This window comes from Klebsiella sp. CN_Kp097 (assembly GCF_040064495.1).
Lineage (GTDB): Bacteria > Pseudomonadota > Gammaproteobacteria > Enterobacterales > Enterobacteriaceae > Klebsiella > Klebsiella aerogenes.
In genome coordinates this window covers 244872-261611 of record NZ_JBEAIL010000006.1, presented here as the reverse complement: position 1 = coordinate 261611, position 16740 = coordinate 244872, and the positions used below count along the sequence as shown (strand labels likewise).

18 protein-coding genes are annotated in these 16740 nt (G+C 56.6%); 3 read left to right on the top strand and 15 right to left on the bottom strand.

The features are described from left to right. Positions 1–136: 136 nt before the first annotated feature. The 3 genes from gntR to ABLV07_RS09765 form a co-directional block, all read right to left on the bottom strand. Positions 137–1132 (bottom strand): gluconate operon transcriptional repressor GntR, encoded by a 996-nt coding sequence (gene gntR, locus ABLV07_RS09775; RefSeq protein WP_015369338.1) that lies wholly within the window; start codon positions 1130–1132, stop codon positions 137–139. 114 nt (positions 1133–1246) lie between these two features. Continuing rightward, a complete protein-coding gene (locus ABLV07_RS09770) occupies positions 1247–1942 on the bottom strand; it encodes a pirin family protein (RefSeq protein WP_015369337.1) in 696 nt (231 codons plus the stop codon). A gap of 121 nt (positions 1943–2063) precedes the next feature. Further along, on the bottom strand, positions 2064–3101 hold the full coding sequence (locus ABLV07_RS09765; protein ID WP_032715611.1) for an oxidoreductase: 1038 nt from the start codon (positions 3099–3101) through the stop codon (positions 2064–2066). Positions 3102–3366: 265 nt separating this feature from the next. Between ABLV07_RS09765 and ABLV07_RS09760 the strand changes: the two genes are divergently transcribed. Further along, positions 3367–4014 (top strand): polymer-forming cytoskeletal protein, encoded by a 648-nt coding sequence (locus ABLV07_RS09760; protein ID WP_032715216.1) that lies wholly within the window; start codon positions 3367–3369, stop codon positions 4012–4014. A gap of 226 nt (positions 4015–4240) precedes the next feature. Then, positions 4241–4729 (top strand): N-acetyltransferase, encoded by a 489-nt coding sequence (gene yhhY / locus ABLV07_RS09755; RefSeq protein ID WP_020077773.1) that lies wholly within the window; start codon positions 4241–4243, stop codon positions 4727–4729. Positions 4730–4816: 87 nt separating this feature from the next. Here yhhY and ggt read toward each other — a convergent pair whose 3' ends face one another. Beyond that, positions 4817–6562 carry a gamma-glutamyltransferase gene (gene ggt / locus ABLV07_RS09750; RefSeq protein ID WP_020077772.1) on the bottom strand — a complete coding sequence of 582 codons (1746 nt, stop codon included), beginning with the start codon at positions 6560–6562 and terminating at the stop codon, positions 4817–4819. A gap of 123 nt (positions 6563–6685) precedes the next feature. On the opposite strand from ggt, the gene ABLV07_RS09745 reads away from it, so the two are divergent. Next, the gene (locus ABLV07_RS09745) at positions 6686–7006 is read left to right on the top strand and encodes a DUF2756 family protein (RefSeq protein ID WP_032715222.1); all 321 of its coding nucleotides are present in this window, start codon (positions 6686–6688) and stop codon (positions 7004–7006) included. Positions 7007–7029: 23 nt separating this feature from the next. Here the strand turns inward: ABLV07_RS09745 and ugpQ are convergent, their stop codons facing one another. From ugpQ to livH, 11 genes are all read right to left on the bottom strand, one after another. Next, positions 7030–7770 carry a glycerophosphodiester phosphodiesterase gene (gene ugpQ, locus ABLV07_RS09740; RefSeq protein ID WP_151584202.1) on the bottom strand — a complete coding sequence of 247 codons (741 nt, stop codon included), beginning with the start codon at positions 7768–7770 and terminating at the stop codon, positions 7030–7032. After that, positions 7767–8837 carry a sn-glycerol-3-phosphate import ATP-binding protein UgpC gene (locus ABLV07_RS09735; protein ID WP_015703701.1) on the bottom strand — a complete coding sequence of 357 codons (1071 nt, stop codon included), beginning with the start codon at positions 8835–8837 and terminating at the stop codon, positions 7767–7769. The genes ugpQ and ABLV07_RS09735 overlap by 4 nt, the downstream gene beginning before the upstream one ends. A 1-nt stretch (position 8838) precedes the next feature. Further along, entirely contained in the window at positions 8839–9684 is an 846-nt protein-coding gene (gene ugpE, locus ABLV07_RS09730) for a sn-glycerol-3-phosphate ABC transporter permease UgpE (RefSeq protein WP_015369329.1), read from the bottom strand. After that, a complete protein-coding gene (gene ugpA / locus ABLV07_RS09725; protein ID WP_015369328.1) occupies positions 9681–10568 on the bottom strand; it encodes a sn-glycerol-3-phosphate ABC transporter permease UgpA in 888 nt (295 codons plus the stop codon). Before ugpA ends, ugpE begins: the two co-directional genes overlap by 4 nt. A gap of 106 nt (positions 10569–10674) precedes the next feature. Further along, the gene (ugpB, locus tag ABLV07_RS09720; protein WP_015703703.1) at positions 10675–11991 is read right to left on the bottom strand and encodes a sn-glycerol-3-phosphate ABC transporter substrate-binding protein UgpB; all 1317 of its coding nucleotides are present in this window, start codon (positions 11989–11991) and stop codon (positions 10675–10677) included. A gap of 291 nt (positions 11992–12282) precedes the next feature. After that, entirely contained in the window at positions 12283–12651 is a 369-nt protein-coding gene (locus ABLV07_RS09715; protein WP_002920800.1) for a type II toxin-antitoxin system death-on-curing family toxin, read from the bottom strand. Further along, positions 12648–12869, bottom strand: a complete 222-nt coding sequence (locus tag ABLV07_RS09710; RefSeq protein WP_004174006.1) for a type II toxin-antitoxin system Phd/YefM family antitoxin — start codon at positions 12867–12869, stop codon at positions 12648–12650. Before ABLV07_RS09710 ends, ABLV07_RS09715 begins: the two co-directional genes overlap by 4 nt. Before the next feature lie 163 nt (positions 12870–13032). Continuing rightward, positions 13033–13746, bottom strand: coding sequence for a high-affinity branched-chain amino acid ABC transporter ATP-binding protein LivF (livF, locus tag ABLV07_RS09705; protein WP_086538103.1), 714 nt, complete (start codon positions 13744–13746; stop codon positions 13033–13035). 17 nt (positions 13747–13763) lie between these two features. Further along, the gene (gene livG / locus ABLV07_RS09700; RefSeq protein WP_015369325.1) at positions 13764–14531 is read right to left on the bottom strand and encodes a high-affinity branched-chain amino acid ABC transporter ATP-binding protein LivG; all 768 of its coding nucleotides are present in this window, start codon (positions 14529–14531) and stop codon (positions 13764–13766) included. Continuing rightward, entirely contained in the window at positions 14528–15805 is a 1278-nt protein-coding gene (livM, locus tag ABLV07_RS09695) for a branched chain amino acid ABC transporter permease LivM (RefSeq protein WP_015369324.1), read from the bottom strand. Before livM ends, livG begins: the two co-directional genes overlap by 4 nt. Beyond that, the gene (gene livH, locus ABLV07_RS09690) at positions 15802–16728 is read right to left on the bottom strand and encodes a high-affinity branched-chain amino acid ABC transporter permease LivH (RefSeq protein WP_015369323.1); all 927 of its coding nucleotides are present in this window, start codon (positions 16726–16728) and stop codon (positions 15802–15804) included. The genes livM and livH overlap by 4 nt, the downstream gene beginning before the upstream one ends. Positions 16729–16740 lie beyond the last annotated feature (12 nt).

Below are 16740 nucleotides of genomic sequence, written 5' to 3'. Positions count from 1 at the left end.
CGGCGTACTGGTTAATGATTACGGGCAAGTGTTACGGGTAACTGTTATCGGTAACATTGTCATGCCGGACCCTGGGAGAAGCAATAACCATTCGTGCCAGATGTGAATATGTGTGATCTACTTCAAACTTGTCGGTTTAAATAGATCCACCCGGTGACAATGTGAAACCTAAATCTAACATCTTAGGGGTAATCGTCTCACCGCGGATGCGCGCCAGCAGACGCTCGGCGCCGATGCGCCCCATGCGCTCACGCGGGGTCAGTACGCTGGCGAGACGCGGCTCCATCACCTGACCGATATCGTGACCGTGGAAACCGGCTATCGCCATGTCGTCCGGGATTTTCAGCCCCAGACGCTGGCACTCGAACGCCGCGCCGACCGCGAGGTCATCGTTGGTGCAGAAGATGCCGTCGAGCTGCGGATATTCGCGACGCGCTTGACGCATCAGCTCAATCCCTGACGAGTAGGAAGAGGATTGCTCCACCATCACGCTGTAGGGCGTCATGCCGGCATCGAGCATCGCCTGCTCGTACCCCTTCTGTTTGATGATAGTACGTTCATCCAGACGCGCGCCGAGATAAGCAACGTGGCGGTGACCGCGGGCGATAATCGCCGCCGTCATCTGCCGCGCCGCTTCGAAGTTATCGAAACCGACGGCAATGTCGAGGCACGGCGACTGGCTGTCCATCAGCTCAACCACAGGGATCCCGGCCACTTCAATCATTTTCAACGTGCGCGGCGTGTGGGTACGTTCAGTGAGGATCAGGCCGTCAATATTCCAGGAGAGCATCGATTCGAGGCGCTTCTCTTCCATCTCCGGCTTATAGCCGTAGTGCGCCAGCATGGTTTGATAACCGAAGGCGTCGGTGACGCTTTCAATGCCGCGTAGCACTTCCGAGAAGACCTGGTTAGTTAACGAGGGCAGCAGCACGCCGATGGCGCGGCTGGTGGCGTTAGAGAGAATATCAGGAGCACGATTGGGAATATAACCCAGCTCATCGAGTGCAACGGCAATCTTGCCACGCAGGGCCTCAGAAACCTGTTCCGGGTTACGTAAATAGCGACTGACCGTCATTTTGGTCACGCCGACAAGATCGGCTACATCCTGAAGTACGGGTCTTTTCTTTTTCATCGTCCTGACTGTGATCGGCTGGGAAACATTTTCTCAGTTTATCACGGACAAAGCGCAACCTTCCCCGATGTTGGAGAAGGTTGCGCAATTTATTTAACCTGGCGCAGATGACTATCAAACCGGCGGCAGATCGAAAAGTAAGATTTCGCTATCGCTGTCGGCGTGAACCGAAATCGCCTGCTCGTCCCAAATCGCCAGACCATCGCTGGTGGTGGCTTTGGTGCCGTTAATCGTCACTTCGCCTTTCACTACCTGGATCCACACGCGACGTTCCGCGGCAATCTGGTGAACCGACTGCTCATCTTTCAGCAGCGCCCAGCGATACAGTTCCATATCCTGATGCACTTTCAGCGACCCTTCGCGCGCATCTGGCGACAGCACCAGCTGTTTGCCCTGCGCGGCATCAAAGCGGCGCTGCTCGTAGCGCGGCGTAATGCCGGTTTCTTCTGGAATAATCCAGATCTGATACAAACGCAGGCGGTCGGTGCTGCTCGGGTTGTACTCAGAGTGACGCACGCCGGTACCCGCGCTCATGATCTGGAACTCGCCAGCCGGAACCTGCTCTTTGTTACCCATGCTGTCCTGGTGCTCAACCGCGCCTTCCAGCACATAAGTCAGGATTTCCATGTCTTTGTGCGGGTGGGTGCCAAACCCCTGGCCGGCGTCGATTACGTCATCGTTAATCACGCGCAGCGCGGAGAAACCCATAAAGTTCGGGTCGTAGTAGTTGGCGAAAGAGAAAGTATGCCAGGAATCCAGCCAGCCATGGTTAGCGTGGCCACGTTCGTTAGCTTTGCGTAAGTAGATCATGTTGCACCCCCGTATGTTTTCGATGGAGTAAGTGTGGACCCATTCCGCCGGCGATCATAGAGGGTGAAAATTGACTCCTCTGTTCAAAAAATATGAACAAGCGGCGAGGAGCCAGATTTTCTTATTTTGCGAGGGTAATAGTAGCCGGAGAAGGTTGTTCAAAGCCGCGCTGCAGAATCTCCATATTGGTGAGAACTTCAGATTCCTTGACGTAATTCGGCTGGCCGTTAACGAGGGTGTCATACAGCGCGTCATACACTCGTCCGTAGTCGCCGGTTTCCAGCGGCACCTCTTCACGTACCGCCACGCCCGCCTCGTTGATGTAGACCAGTTGCCCTACGCTGTCATCAGCGCCGAACCCCGCGTCGCCCGGCATAATGTTGGCCTTCAGGCTGGTCTCCTGCTGGTCAATGCCGTATTTCACAAACGAGCCTTTATGGCCATGAACGATAAATTTCGGGTAGTCAATCTGCACCAGATGGCTGGTTTTGACGATCGCTTTCAGGTCGCCATAAAACAGTTGAGCTTCAAACGTGTCATCGGGATTGGCTTTATTACGTAGTGAGCGCAGATCGTAGGAAACATGATCCGGGCGACCAAACAGCGAAATGATCTGGTCCATGGTATGCACCCCGAGGCCATAGAAATCGCCGCTTTGTGGTCCCCCCTGGATGGTTTCCGCCACCGGTCGGTAGTTATCAAAATGACTTTCAATTTCCACCAGTTCGCCGAGCTTACCGCTTTCAATCACCTTTTTGGTGGTCAGGAAACAGGAGTCGAAGCGGCGGTTCTGATAAGGCGTCACCGTCAACCCTTTGCTTTTCGCCAGCGTAAACAGGGCCTTCGCCTCTGCCAGCGTCGGGGTAAAGGGCTTTTCGACCAGTACGTTTTTCCCCGCTTCCAGCGCCCGCTTCGCATATTCGAAGTGGCTATCGGCATGGGTGCAGACCACCACCAGTTTGACCTGCGGGTCGTTCAGCACTTCATCGAGGTCGCTGGTGAAGTGGATATGGGAATACGCCGGCGCTTGTTCTTCCGGCCTGGCGCTGCGGCGATAAATATGCGCGACGTGCCAGCGGTCTTTGCGATGCAGGACGTAAGGAAGATGATAGCGGGTCGTGCTTTTACCAAAGCCAATAAATGCGCAGTGCAGAATCATAACGCTGTCCTTAGTTGATGTGCTGCCTTTAACCATAGCGCAAGCCGGGGGCTAACTTCATCCTCCTTTTCCTCTGAGCTGGAAAATTCACCGGCAAAATATTTCGGTTACCACTCATACACAATTATTAATAAGTGATTGATTAATAAGTCATTAAATTTCAGTTTTTCAACAGAAAGTCTTGATCCCAATGACGAAACTGCGGATAAGTGAAGGGCAAAACCAGGACGTTGCTAAAGACTAACGGAGTAGCCAGCCGCTGCTGATGGAAAAAAAGTATCTCGCCATAAACTGCGCCATTTTTTTCTGGCTTCTTGCACTGATCGCCTGGTTTAGCGATGAGGCCGCGCTGGCGCGCCTGGCGGCGGCCTGTACCCTTTTCGCTTTCCTTACTCATACCCAACGGGAAAAAATTAACGCTATGTTTATGAAGAAAAATAAAACCGAAGCGCAGGCTGCTGAAGTCGCGGCGCCAGCCGTGGCGGCAACAGAGCCAGAAACGGCAAGCGTCAAAAAACAGGAAACCACGGTGATCGCCAGCGGCGTGCATTTTGTCGGCAACATCGTCGCCAGCGGCCATGTCTATATCCACGGCCAGGTCACCGGCAACATTGAGGCCAAAGAACATCTCATTAAGGTGATGCGCGAAGGTGAGGTTGAGGGCAATATCAGTTGCCGCGAGCTGATCGTCGACGGCAAGGTTCATGGCCAGTGCCGTGGCGATAGCATTGCTATTGAGGAACATGGCAACCTCGACGGCACCCTCGCCTATCGCGCGCTGGCGATTAAAAAGGGCGGCCTGTTTACCGGCAGCGCGGAGGTGTTGGCCGCGGCGGAGAGCAAAAATAAAAGTAATATCGTCGGCCTGGTCGCGGAAGAAGCGGTGAAATCCGCCAAATCGCAACATGCCTGAAATGAGCGCAAAAAAAAGCCAGCACCCGGCTGGCTAAAGTAATACTGGAAGCAATGTGAGCAATGTCGTGCTTTCAGGCTTTCCGCAAGGGTCTCCCTGAATGCAGGACAATAATAATCATTCTCATTCGCACTTGTCTACTTTTTTTTGCAATTAATGCGTGTTGACTCGGACGCCGGAGTCAGTGATGTTTAAAGGGTCTTTTCAACCAAATGAGGAACAAGGAATGAGTGACATCGTGATACGCCATGCTGAACCGAAAGATGTTGACGCGATTCGTCAAATTCACGCCCAGCCGGAGGTGTATCACAACACGCTACAGGTCCCTCATCCATCCGAGCATATGTGGCAGGAGCGGCTAACCGATACGCCCGGCGTGAAGCAGCTGGTGGCCTGTATCGATGGGCAAGTCGTGGGGCATTTATGCATTGCTGTCGCCCAACGTCCTCGCCGTAGCCACGTCGCCGATTTTGGTATCAGCGTGGATTCGCGCTGGCATAACCGCGGCGTCGCCAGCGCCCTGATGCGTACCATGATTGATATGTGCGACAACTGGCTGCGCGTCGAGCGCATTGAGCTGACGGTGTTCGCCGATAACGCCCCGGCGGTCGCGGTGTATAAGAAGTACGGCTTTGAGATCGAAGGCACCGCCAAGGGTTACGCATTGCGCAACGGCGAGTATGTGGATGCGTATTATATGGCGAGAATGAAGTAGCGTGTTGCCGGGTGGTGGCTTCGCCTTACCCGGCCTACCGTTCGCACACTTGTCGACCCGGTAAGCGCAGCGCCACCGGGCAACACATCAATACCCCGCGGTCAAATCACCGGGCGAACGCGGATCGGAAGCGCCATACAGCGTGCCGTCCGGCCCCACCATAATGCTCTGGGTACTGCCCATCGCCTCTTTCAGCGCGACTTTCTGCCCTTTTGCTTCCAGCAATTTCACGGTATCCGGGCTAAAACCTTTCTCCACCCGCAGTTCATCCGGCAGCCACTGGTGGTGGAAGCGCGGCGCATTGGTGGCTTCCGCGACGTTCATCCCAAAATCAATGGTGTTGACCACCATTTGCAGCACGGTGGTGATAATTCGGCTACCGCCCGGGCTACCGGTCACCAGCCAGGTCTTCCCGTCTTTTACCACGATAGTTGGCGACATCGACGACAGCGGACGCTTTTTCGGCCCTACCGCGTTGGCGTCGCCGCCCACCAGCCCATAGACGTTAGGCACACCGGGTTTCGCCGAGAAATCATCCATCTGGTTGTTGAGTATAATGCCGGAGTCGCCGGCCACGATGCCGGTGCCAAAGGTGGTATTCAACGTATAGGTGACCGCCACCGCATTGCCGTCTTTATCGACTACCGAGAAGTGGGTGGTTTGGTTGCTTTCATACGGCGCCAGCTTGCCCGGACGGATCTGGCTGGAAGGCTTCGCCTTATTCACATCAATCTCGGCGGCTATCGCTTTAGCGTAAGCTTTGCTGGTCAGCGCCTGCCACGGCACTTTGACGAAGTCAGGATCACCGAGATATTCCGAACGGTCGGCATAGGCATGTTTCTCCGCCTCCGCCATCACCTGCATGGCGTCAGCGCTGCCAAAGCCATATTTCTGCATATCGAAGTTTTCGAGGATATTGAGGATCTGCACGATGTGGATCCCGCCAGAGGACGGCGGCGGCATGGAGTAAACCTCATAGCCGCGATATTCACCGCTAATTGGCGTACGCTCCACGGCCCTGTAGTTGGCGAGGTCGGCTTTGGTGATAAGCCCGCCGTGTTTTTTCATCTCACCGGCAATCTGGTCGGCGATAGCCCCTTTATAGAAGGCGTCCGGGCCGTGCTCGGCAATCAGCTCCAGGCTTTTCCCCAGATTCTTTTGCACCAGCCGGTCGCCTTTTTTCAGCGGCTCGCCGTTCTTCCAGAAAATCGCTTTGCTGTTTTCATGCTGCGGGATCACTTCGCTGCCATAGGTTTTTAAATCGTCAGCCAGCGCATCGTTAACGATAAAGCCCTCTTCCGCCAGCTTAATCGCCGGGCGGATCACCTTATTCAGCGGCATGGTGCCGTATTTTTCCAGCGCGAGAGAGAAGCCCGCGACGCTGCCTGGCGTACCGGAAGCGAGATGTGAAGTCAGCGATTTTTTACTGTCCGGATTGCCATGTTCATCGAGGAACATATCGCGGGTGGCCTGTTCCGGGGCCATCTCGCGGAAATCGATCGCCGTGGTTTTACCGTCTTTAGTACGCAGCATCATAAACCCGCCGCCGCCGATATTACCGGCCTGCGGATGCGTGACCGCCAGCGCGTAGCCGACAGCCACCGCTGCATCGACGGCGTTGCCGCCCTGACGCAAAATATCCACGCCGACGCGGGTCGCCAGCGCATCCACCGAGGCCACCATCCCCTGCTGGGCGCGCACCGGGTGAAACACATCTTCCTCAACGCCATACGAGACCGGCGGCGGGGGCGGCGGATTGGCGGCGACGGTAAAGCTGCCCCCCGCCAGTAACGCTGCGATGACCACCTGACGCCATATTGTTGTTTTTATCATTGTCTTACTCCTGAAAGGTAGGTTTTATATCCCGGCTTAAGCCTGGTTGATAACTCCTAAAAAATCATTGTTATGGCGAATTCGAGGTACACTTAAGTGATCCCACGCACGGGAGGAGAAAACATGAAAGCGATTTTATTCCTGGCGGCGCTGATGCCGCTCGGCGTTTTAGCACAGCCGATTAACATCGATAACAACCCTAACCAGCCGGGTTATGTGGTGCCCAGCCAGCAGCGAATGCAAAATGAGATGAAGGTGCAGCAACAGCAGCAGCAAAGCATGCTGAAGCAGAATCTGAATAATCAGACCCGCTCGCAGCAGCAGCATTTGCAAAATCAGCTGCAGACCAATCAGCAGCGCGCGGCGCAGGGCGGCAATCTCAATTCGCAGCCGCAGGTACTGCCGAACAACAACGGCGGGATGCTGCGGCAGACTAACCCGTAAAGATCGTCCGCCGCAAATCAGTATTAAGGCTGGAAATTCGGCCCGATGACGTCAATAGCATCGGTGCAGATGCAATCTACGCCCCAGCGCAGCAGTTCAGCGGCGCGCTGGGGTTTATTGACCGTATACACCAGAATATGCAGGCCGGCCTGTTTCAGGCTCGCTACCCGAGCCGCATCCAGCAGCTTGTGGTTGAGATGAATAGATACGCAGCCCAGCCGGGTGGTCAATTCGCGCCAGTCATCGCGCCACTCATCCAGCAGCAGCCCGCGCGGCAGCTCGGGCGCGGCTTCCTGCGCCGCTTCCAGCGCGTCGATTTCAAAGGATGAGAGTAGCGGCGCGGTCATATCGGCCCACAGATCGCGCGCGGCCAGCGCCACCACTTTGCCGGTCTGCGGCCCCTGCCCGGTGGTCGGCTTAATTTCGATATTGGCCATCATGTCGTGACGGCGGCAGCGTTCCGCTACCTGGGAGAGCAGCGGCAGCGGTTCGCCCTTAAATTCACGGCTGTACCAGCTGCCGGCATCGACCTTCAGCAGATCGTCCCACGCCAGCTCGCCCGCCACGCCCCAGCCGTTGCTGGTGCGTTCGAGATTATCGTCGTGCAGCAGAAAGATCTGCCCGTCCTTCGACAGCTTGGCGTCAAATTCAATCATCGTGTGCCCGTAGCGGGCGCCGACGTCGATAGCCGCCAGGGTGTTCTCCGGCGCCAGTTTACCGCCGCCGCGATGGGCGACGATGTGGGGATAAGGCCAGTTACTCATGCGCGTTGTCCTGTTTCACCATCAAAGAGGTGCAGATGTTCCAAAGGCAGATGCAGCCATAGCGTGCTGCCGCCCGCCGGGCGCTGCTGATGCGGCAATCTGACCACCAGCTTCTGCTCGCCCCAGCGCCCGTGGGCGAGGTTATCGGCACCTAAAATTTCCAGCGTATCCATCAGCAGCGGAATGCCGCCTTGCGCCTGCGAGCTTAAAATAAAGTGCTCCGGGCGGATACCGAGAGTCATTTTACGCCCGGCGTAACGCCGATGCTCGTGATTCATCGGTAGCTGTATGCCGCCTTCCAGCTCAAAGCGGCCGCCATCATCGCTCACCCGCCCCTCCAGCAGGTTCATGGCCGGGCTGCCGATAAAGCTCGCCACAAAGCGGCTGGCGGGCTTTTCGTACACTTCGACCGGCGTGCCGATCTGCTCGGCAATCCCCTTATTCATTACCATCACCCGCTGGGCAAGGGTCATCGCTTCGACCTGATCGTGGGTGACATACAGCGAGGTCGTTTTCAGGCGCCGATGCAGCTGCTGCAGTTCCAGACGCATCTGCACGCGCAGCTTGGCATCGAGGTTTGACAACGGTTCGTCGAACAGGAAAACCGCCGGGTCACGCACGATAGCGCGGCCCATCGCCACGCGCTGGCGCTGACCGCCTGACAGTTCCCGCGGTCGGCGCTTGAGCAGGCCATCCAGCTCAAGAATACGCGCCGCCTCCTGCACGCGCTCGGCAATCAATCCCTTACCCATGCCGCGAATCTTCAGCCCCCACGCCATGTTCTCTTCCACGCTCATATGCGGATAAAGCGCATAGTTCTGGAACACCATCGCGATACCGCGATCCTTCGGCTCCATCTCGGTCACCCGTTTACGATCAATCCAGATATCGCCGCTGGTCACCCGTTCAAGTCCGGCAACCATCCGCAGCAGCGTTGATTTCCCGCAGCCCGACGGGCCGACCATGACGATAAACTCCCCGTCCGCCACGTCCAGCGTCAGCGGTTGAATTACCTGGGTTTTGCCATCCCAGCTTTTGCTTACTGCCTGTAGTTTTAAACCAGCCATTTTATTTCTCACTATCGACCAGGCCGCGCACAAACGCGCGCTGCATGGCTAAAACGATGACGACCGGCGGGATCAGGGTCAGCAGCATCGCCGCCATCACCTGATTCCACTGGGTAGTACCTTCACCGGTGGCGATCATGCCTTTAATACCGGCGACGGCGGTGCCAAGATTCACATCCTGAATAATCAGCAACGGCCATAGATACTGGTTCCAGCCGTAGATAAAGGTGATGACGAACAGCGCGGCGAGGTTGGTTTTCGACAGCGGCAGCACGATGTCGCGAAAGAAGCGCATCGGCGAAGCGCCATCGATACGCGCCGCTTCAATCAGCTCGTCCGGCAGAGTCATAAAGAACTGGCGGAACAGGAAGGTGGCGGTAGCCGAAGCCATCAACGGCAGCGTTAACCCGGCATAACTGTCGAGCATTTTGAGGTTGGCGATCACTTCCACCGTCGGGAAAATACGCACCTCGACCGGCAGCATCAGAGTGATGAAGATCATCCAGAAGAACAGGTTACGCAGCGGAAAGCGGAACCAGACGATGGCGAAAGCCGAAAGCATCGACACCACGATTTTGCCTACCGTAATGGCGAACGCCATGATGAAGCTGTTGAGCATCATCAGCCAGAACGGCGCGCTGTTGACGCCGACGCCGTTCACCCAGATGGTCTTCATGTTCTCCAGCAGATGTCCGCCGGGGATCAGCGTCATCGGCGTTTCAAACACCGATTTGTTATCCAGCGTCGCCGCCACGAAGGCGACATACAGCGGGAATAAAATGACGGCAATACCCAAAATGAGCATGGTGTGGCTGAAAATCGTCAGCCCGCGACGGTTCTCAATCATTGGTAACGCACCTTACTTTCAACGTAACGGAACTGCACCACCGTCAGGATAATGACGAGGAACATCAGCACCACCGACTGCGCGGCGGAAGCGGAAAGATCGAGCCCGGCGAAACCTTCGCGATAAATTTTGTAGATTAGGGTGGTGGTCGCCTGCACCGGGCCGCCGGCGGTGGCGGCATCGATCACCGGGAAGGTGTCGAAGAAGGCGTAAACCAGGTTGACCACCAGCAGGAAGAAACTCACCGGCGCAATCAGCGGCAGCGCCAGCTTGAAGAAGCGACGAATCGGTCCGGCGCCGTCGATGGCGGCGGCCTCAACCAGCGAACGCGGGATCGACTGCAGCGCGGCGAAGAAGAACAGGAAGTTGTAGCTTATCTGCTTCCAGACCGAGGCGAAGACCACCAGAAACATCGCCTGGCCGCTGTTCTGCGCGTGGTTCCAGTCGTAACCCAATTCGCCGAGGAAATGGGTGATCAGCCCGCGTCCGGGATTGAAGAGGAAGATCCACAGCACCGCCGCGACGGCGGGAGCCACGGCATACGGCAACAGCATCAGCGTTTGATAAAAGCGGCTGCCGCGCACCACATAGTCGACCAGCGCGGCAAAAAACAGCGAAATAAGCAGGCCGCTGACGGTTACCAGAGTGCTGAATTTTATGGTCGTCCAGAACGAGTCCAGATAGTACGGGTCGTGGAACAGCGTGACGAAGTTATCCAGGCCGACAAACTGGCTGGAAAGGCCAAACGGATCGACGCTCTGCAGCGAGTACCACAGCGCTTCGCCCGCGGGCCAGATAAAGAAAATCAGCGTGATAATCAGCTGCGGCGCGACCAGCACATAGGGCAGCCAGCGCGAGCGGAATACCGGACGGGATGATGACATTGAGATTTGGTTCCTGAACAATGCCGGGCGGCGGCTACGCCTTACCCGGCCTACATAGGGCACATCGTAGGCCCGGTAAGCGCAGCGCCACCGGGCAAGTTACAGATTACGATTTGGTGGCTTGCTCGAAACGGCGCAGCAGTTGATTCCCGCGCTGAACGGCGGAGTCCAGCGCCTGTTGCGGGGTTTTCTTGCCGGTCCACACGCTCTCCAGCTCTTCATCAACGATGGTGCGAATTTGCGGCATGTTGCCCAGGCGCAGGCCTTTGGTGAACGGCAACGGCGGCTTGTTCAGCATCTGGCGAGTGGCGATATCAGCGCCTGGATTCTTATCATAGAAGCCCTGCTGGCGCGTCAGATCGTAGGCCGCGGTGGTAATCGGCAGGTAGCCGGTTTTCTGGTGCCACTCGGCGGCGTTTTCCGGTTTGGTCAGGAAGTCGAGAAACTTCGCCACGCCGGTGTAGGTCTCTTTGTCCTTGCCCTGCATCACCCACAGGCTGGCCCCGCCGATGATGGCGTTCTGCGGCGCGCCTTTCACATCAGCGTCGTAAGGCATCATGCCGACGCCGTAGTTGAATTTCGCGTACTGACGAATATCCGCCAGCGAACCGGATGAGGCGGTAGTCATCGCGCAGTCGCCGTTATAGAACTTCTCGGTGGATTCATCCTTACGCCCGAAATAGCTGAAATCGCCTTTCTTGTTCATCTCTTCGAGCAGCGCGATATGCTTCACCTGCTCCGGCTTGTTGAACTCAAGAACCGCGTCGGTACCGTCAAAGCCGTTATTTTTCGTGGCGACCGGCAGGCCGTTCCAGGCGCTGAAGTTCTCAATCTGGATCCAGCCCTGCCAACCGCTGGCGTAGCCGCACTTCATTCCGGCCGCTTTCAGTTTGGCGGTGTAAGCCGCCAAATCCTGCCAGGTTTTCGGCGGCTGCTCAGGGTCCAGACCCGCTTTCTTGAAGGCGTCTTTGTTGTAGTACAGCACCGGCGTGGAGCTGTTAAACGGCTGGGAGAGCAGATGGCCGGTTTTTGAATCGGTGTAATAACCGGACACCGTCGGTACGAACTGCGATTCATCGAACTTAATACCCGCATCGCTAAAGACCTGGTACACCGGCTTAATAGCTTTTGACGCCATCATGGTGGCGGTGCCGACTTCATACACCTGCAGAATCGCCGGCGCGTTGCCGGTACGGAAGGCGGCGATACCGGCGCTCAGGCTCTGCTCGTAGTTGCCTTTGTACATCGGAACAATTTTGTAATCAGGATTGGCCGCGTTGAAACGTTGCGCCAGAGAATCAACTTCTTTACCCAGTTCCCCTTCCATCGAGTGCCAGAAAGGGATGGTGGTTACTGCCAGTGCCTGGCCAGCAAATGCCAGGCTCAGCGCCAGTCCTAAAGCTGTATGTCGTAACGATATCATCGGTTATCTCTCTTGTTGTTCCGGATGCGCGATTTCACGCGTTTTATGTTCGCGGGGTAACATGACATGTTCGAATTACAGAAAAATAACTTTTTTATTACAAAAAAAAGATAGTAACGGGTCAGAGAGATGACAAGCCGATGAAAGGACGGGGGAAGTAAAGTGGGAGCTGAGACACGGATAATATCCGTGCGATCGGCTCCCGGGGTCGGCGCAAGCGCCTCGCCCGGGCTACAACGGCTTGGGTAGCCCGACCAAGCGAAGCGCCGCCGGGTTGCAACGAGTTAACCGTCATCCGCGCAAACGCGCGACAATCTGTTCCAGGGTAAGTTGCCCCGCTGCAGCCTCGACGGTCATGCCGACGAAGTCTGGATTCGCCGGCAATATAATTCCATTTCGCTTTAAAAAAAGCAGGGTGATAAACAGTGCCGTACGCTTATTACCATCATTAAATATATGACCGCGAGAAATCGCCAGCAGATGCATCGCAGCGAGTCGCCACACGTCTGTCACACCTTCATATTCAATTTTGTTTAGCACCCTATACATTATCGCTTCGGCACGCCCCGGATCGGGCATACCGGCAACGCCAGGCGTGACGCGGAGCAGCCTGTCGTGAAACTGTATTATCTCTTCCGCTGAGATAATCTGCAGCGTCATTTATCCGCAAGCTCCCTGATCTCATCACCATGAACCGCCATGATAGCCGCGAACTCATCATCCATTCTGGCCGCCTGGTAGCGTTCAAACTCTTCTGCACTAATGATGACCGCAGATTTATGCCCACGACGGGTAATGGTCACAGGTACACCTGTCACTGCGCTTTCCAGCACATCAGCCAGATTTTGCCGGGCTTCGCTATAGTTAACCGTTCTCATAAAAACCTCCAAAGCTGTACTCTTTTATTGTACAACATACATGTACAAAAAAAGAGCCAACAGGCTCTTTTAAATGTATTCGTGCGATCGGCTCCCGGGGTCGGCGCAAGCGCCTCGCCCGGGCTACAAACCGGCGAAGTGAATAACGCCGGGTTACGATGAACTAACCGCCGAGATAGGCGCTGCGCACCGCCTCGTTGGCCAACAGCGCGTCGCCGGTATCCTCCAGCACCACGTGACCGTTTTCCAGTACGTAGCCGCGATCGGCCAGCTTCAGCGCCTGGTTGGCGTTCTGCTCAACCAGGAAGATCGTCATCCCCTGCTCACGCAGCTGTTCGATGGTATCGAAAATCTGCTGAATGATAATCGGCGCCAGCCCCAATGAGGGCTCATCAAGCAGCAGCAGGCGCGGCTGGCTCATCAGAGCGCGACCGATCGCCAGCATCTGCTGCTCGCCGCCGGACATGGTGCCGGCGCGCTGAATACGGCGTTCATGCAGACGCGGGAACAGCTCATACACCCATTTGATGCGGGTATGGAACTGGTCGCGGTCGGCAAAGAAACCGCCCATCGCCAGATTCTCTTCCACCGTCATGCGCGAAAAGACGCGTCGCCCTTCCGGCACTATCGCCACCGCTTCACGCATGATTTTCGCCGTCTGCCAGTCGGTAATATCCTTACCGTCAAAGACAATGCGCCCGCTGGAAGCCCGCGGATCGCCGCACAGCGTACCAAGTAGGGTGGTTTTCCCTGCGCCGTTGGCGCCGATAAGCGTGACGATCTCACCCTGTTTGATATGCAGGCTGACGTTGTGCAGCGCCTGAATCTTGCCGTAGTGGGCGCTGACATTGTCAAAAGTTAACATCGCTTTTTCCATCTTATGCGTCACCACCATTATGCTTCACCTAAATAGGCGCGGATCACGTCCGGGTTATTACGAATCTCTTCCGGCGTCCCGTTGGCCAGCGGCGTCCCCTGGTTCACGACGTAGATGCGATCGGAAATGCCCATCACCAGCTTCATATCATGTTCGATAAGCAGGATGGTGGTGTTGTGATGGCTACGCAACTCGGCGATAAGTTCATCCAGCTCTTTGGTCTCTTTCGGGTTAAGCCCCGCCGCCGGTTCATCAAGCATCAGGATCTCCGGCTGCGTCACCATACAGCGGGCGATCTCCAGCCGGCGCTGGTCGCCGTAGGCCAGGTTACTGGCCTGGCGGTTGGCGTGCTCCAGCAGGCCGATACGCTCAAGCCAGGTGGCAGCCCGATCCAGCGCTTCGCTCTGTGCGCGACGGAAGGCCGGCGTTTTCAGCAGCCCGGAGAAGACGCCGGTTTTCAGCTGTTGATGCTGCGCCACCAGCAGATTTTCAATCACCGTCATTTCGCGGAACAGACGCACGTGCTGGAAGGTTCGTACCACCCCCATCCGCGCAATCTGCTGCCCCGGCAGCCCTTCCAGGTGCTGGTCGCGCAGCATAATGGTGCCACCGGTAGGTTTATAGAAACCGGTCAGGCAGTTAAAAACGGTGGTTTTTCCCGCGCCGTTTGGGCCAATTAAGGAAACGATCTCCTGCGGGCGCAGCTCAAGGGAGACGTTATTGACCGCCAGCAGGCCGCCAAAACGCATCATCAGGCCGTTCACGGATAATATTGGCTGACTCATGCCTGCTCTCCTTTCGCCTGACCGTTTTTCAGCTTCAGCTGCGGGCGCGTCATCGGCAGCAGCCCCTGCGGACGCCAGATCATCATCAGCACCATCAACCCACCGAGCATTAACATGCTGTATTCGTTGAAATCACGCATCAGCTCGCGCGATACCACCAGCAGAATAGCCGCCAGGATCACTGCAAACTGCGAGCCCATACCACCCAGCACCACGATCGCCAGCACAAAGGCCGACTCGGCGAAGGTAAAGGACTCCGGGCTCACGAAGCCCTGGCGCGCGGCGAACAGCGTGCCGGCAAATCCGGCAAACGCGGCGCTGATAGTAAAGGCGGTCAGCTTGATGCGCGTCGGGCTCAGGCCCAGCGAACGACAGGCGATTTCATCTTCACGCAGCGCTTCCCACGCCCGCCCGAGCGGCATCCGCAGCAGACGGTTAATAACGAACAGGCTGAGCACCACCAGCAGCAACGCTACCAGATAGAGGAAAATCACCCTATCGCTGGGATCGTACTTCAGACCGAAGAAGTTGCTGAAGGTATCCCAGCCGCCTTCACGGGCGGTACGGCTAAATTCAAGACCAAAGAAAGTCGGTTTCGGGATCTGGCTGATACCGTTTGGCCCGCCGGTGATCTCGGTATTGTTAAGCAGCAGAATGCGCACGATCTCGCCGAAGCCTAAGGTCACAATCGCCAGATAGTCGCCGCGCAGACGCAGCACCGGGAAGCCCAGCAGGAAGCCGGCCGCCGCGGAAACCAGGCCGGCCAGCGGCAGGCAGGTCCAGAAACCGAGACCGTAATAGTGGTTAAGCAGCGCAAAGGTATAGGCGCCGATGGCGTAAAACCCGCCGTAGCCCAATACCAGCAGGCCGGAAAGCCCAACCACCACGTTAAGTCCGAGACCAAGGATGATATAAATCATCGTCAAGGTGGCGATATCCACCGTACCGCGCGACACCATAAACGGCCAGGCCACGGCAATCACCAGCAGGGCTATCAGAAAGAGCTTCTGCTTGACCGTCGACCCGTCAATCGCCGGCATAATAAATTTCGGCCCGGAAACGTTCTTAACCGCTTTCTGGAACAGCGGGCGCAGCAGTTGGAAGAAAAAGACCACCGCGGTGCCGATGAAAATCCACTGCCAACGAATATCGGCGGCGGTATCGACCACCAGTTTGGTGCCATTCAGCTCCAGCTGCACGCCCATAAAGACGCCCGCCAGAACAAAGAACATCGCGGCGGAAAGCAGCGCCATCGCAATTTGCATCGGTTTCATACTTTTTCTACCTCCGGGCGGCCCAGAATGCCGGTCGGCATTACTAACAGCACCAGAATCAGCAGCGCGAAGGAGACGACGTCCTTATATTCGGTGCTGAGATAGGCAGAAGAGAGCGCCTCGGCGATACCCAGAATCAGGCCGCCGATCATCGCGCCAGGGATACTGCCGATACCGCCGAGCACAGCTGCGGTAAAGGCCTTCATCCCGGCCATAAAGCCGATGTAGGGGTTAATTACGCCGTAGAACTGCCCCAGCAGGACGCCCGCGACCGCCGCCATCGCTGCGCCAATGACGAAGGTCAGCGCAATAACGCGGTCGGTATTGATGCCCAGCAGGCTCGCCATTTTCAGATCTTCCGCACAGGCGCGGCAGGCGCGGCCCATTCGCGAATAGCGAATAAACAGCGTCAGCGCCAGCATGGCGATAAAGGTAACGACCCAGATGACCAGCTGCATGGTAGTGATAGTGGCGGAGAAATTATCGCTGTGGCCGACAATCCACTGGCCGTTAAAGAGACTCGGCAGCGCGACATCGCGCGAGCCTTCGGTCAGGCTGACAAAGTTCTGCAGGAATATCGACATCCCGATGGCGGAAATCAGCGCGATCAGACGTTTGGAGCTGCGCACTGGCCGATAGGCCACGCGCTCGATACTCCAGCCGTAGGCGCTGGCGATAATGATGGCGCCAATAAAGCCTGCGGCGACCAGCAGCCAGCCGGTATCGATCCCCAGCATCATCAGGGCGGCGATAATCATGAACGAGACGTAGCTGCCGATCATGTAGACCTCGCCGTGGGCGAAGTTAATCATGCCGATAATGCCGTACACCATCGTATAGCCGATGGCGATCAGCGCATAGGTACTGCCCAGCGTGACGCCGTTAAACATCTGCTGCAGAAAATAGAGAAACTGCTCGGACATAAGGTAACCTTT

Excerpts from the sequence above, each read along its gene's own strand:
- livG (WP_015369325.1), bottom strand. The coding sequence starts at position 14,531 with ATGAGTCAGCCAATATTATCCGTGAACGGCCTGATGATGCGTTTTGGC.
- gntR (WP_015369338.1), bottom strand. The coding sequence starts at position 1,132 with ATGAAAAAGAAAAGACCCGTACTTCAGGATGTAGCCGATCTTGTCGGC.
- ABLV07_RS09745 (WP_032715222.1), top strand. The coding sequence starts at position 6,686 with ATGAAAGCGATTTTATTCCTGGCGGCGCTGATGCCGCTCGGCGTTTTA.
- ABLV07_RS09715 (WP_002920800.1), bottom strand. The coding sequence starts at position 12,651 with ATGACGCTGCAGATTATCTCAGCGGAAGAGATAATACAGTTTCACGAC.
- livF (WP_086538103.1), bottom strand. The coding sequence starts at position 13,746 with ATGGAAAAAGCGATGTTAACTTTTGACAATGTCAGCGCCCACTACGGC.
- ABLV07_RS09770 (WP_015369337.1), bottom strand. The coding sequence starts at position 1,942 with ATGATCTACTTACGCAAAGCTAACGAACGTGGCCACGCTAACCATGGC.
- ugpQ (WP_151584202.1), bottom strand. The coding sequence starts at position 7,770 with ATGAGTAACTGGCCTTATCCCCACATCGTCGCCCATCGCGGCGGCGGT.
- ABLV07_RS09735 (WP_015703701.1), bottom strand. The coding sequence starts at position 8,837 with ATGGCTGGTTTAAAACTACAGGCAGTAAGCAAAAGCTGGGATGGCAAA.
- ugpA (WP_015369328.1), bottom strand. The coding sequence starts at position 10,568 with ATGTCATCATCCCGTCCGGTATTCCGCTCGCGCTGGCTGCCCTATGTG.
- ABLV07_RS09710 (WP_004174006.1), bottom strand. The coding sequence starts at position 12,869 with ATGAGAACGGTTAACTATAGCGAAGCCCGGCAAAATCTGGCTGATGTG.
- livH (WP_015369323.1), bottom strand. The coding sequence starts at position 16,728 with ATGTCCGAGCAGTTTCTCTATTTTCTGCAGCAGATGTTTAACGGCGTC.
- ugpB (WP_015703703.1), bottom strand. The coding sequence starts at position 11,991 with ATGATATCGTTACGACATACAGCTTTAGGACTGGCGCTGAGCCTGGCA.
- ugpE (WP_015369329.1), bottom strand. The coding sequence starts at position 9,684 with ATGATTGAGAACCGTCGCGGGCTGACGATTTTCAGCCACACCATGCTC.
- livM (WP_015369324.1), bottom strand. The coding sequence starts at position 15,805 with ATGAAACCGATGCAAATTGCGATGGCGCTGCTTTCCGCCGCGATGTTC.
- ABLV07_RS09760 (WP_032715216.1), top strand. The coding sequence starts at position 3,367 with ATGGAAAAAAAGTATCTCGCCATAAACTGCGCCATTTTTTTCTGGCTT.
- ABLV07_RS09765 (WP_032715611.1), bottom strand. The coding sequence starts at position 3,101 with ATGATTCTGCACTGCGCATTTATTGGCTTTGGTAAAAGCACGACCCGC.
- yhhY (WP_020077773.1), top strand. The coding sequence starts at position 4,241 with ATGAGTGACATCGTGATACGCCATGCTGAACCGAAAGATGTTGACGCG.
- ggt (WP_020077772.1), bottom strand. The coding sequence starts at position 6,562 with ATGATAAAAACAACAATATGGCGTCAGGTGGTCATCGCAGCGTTACTG.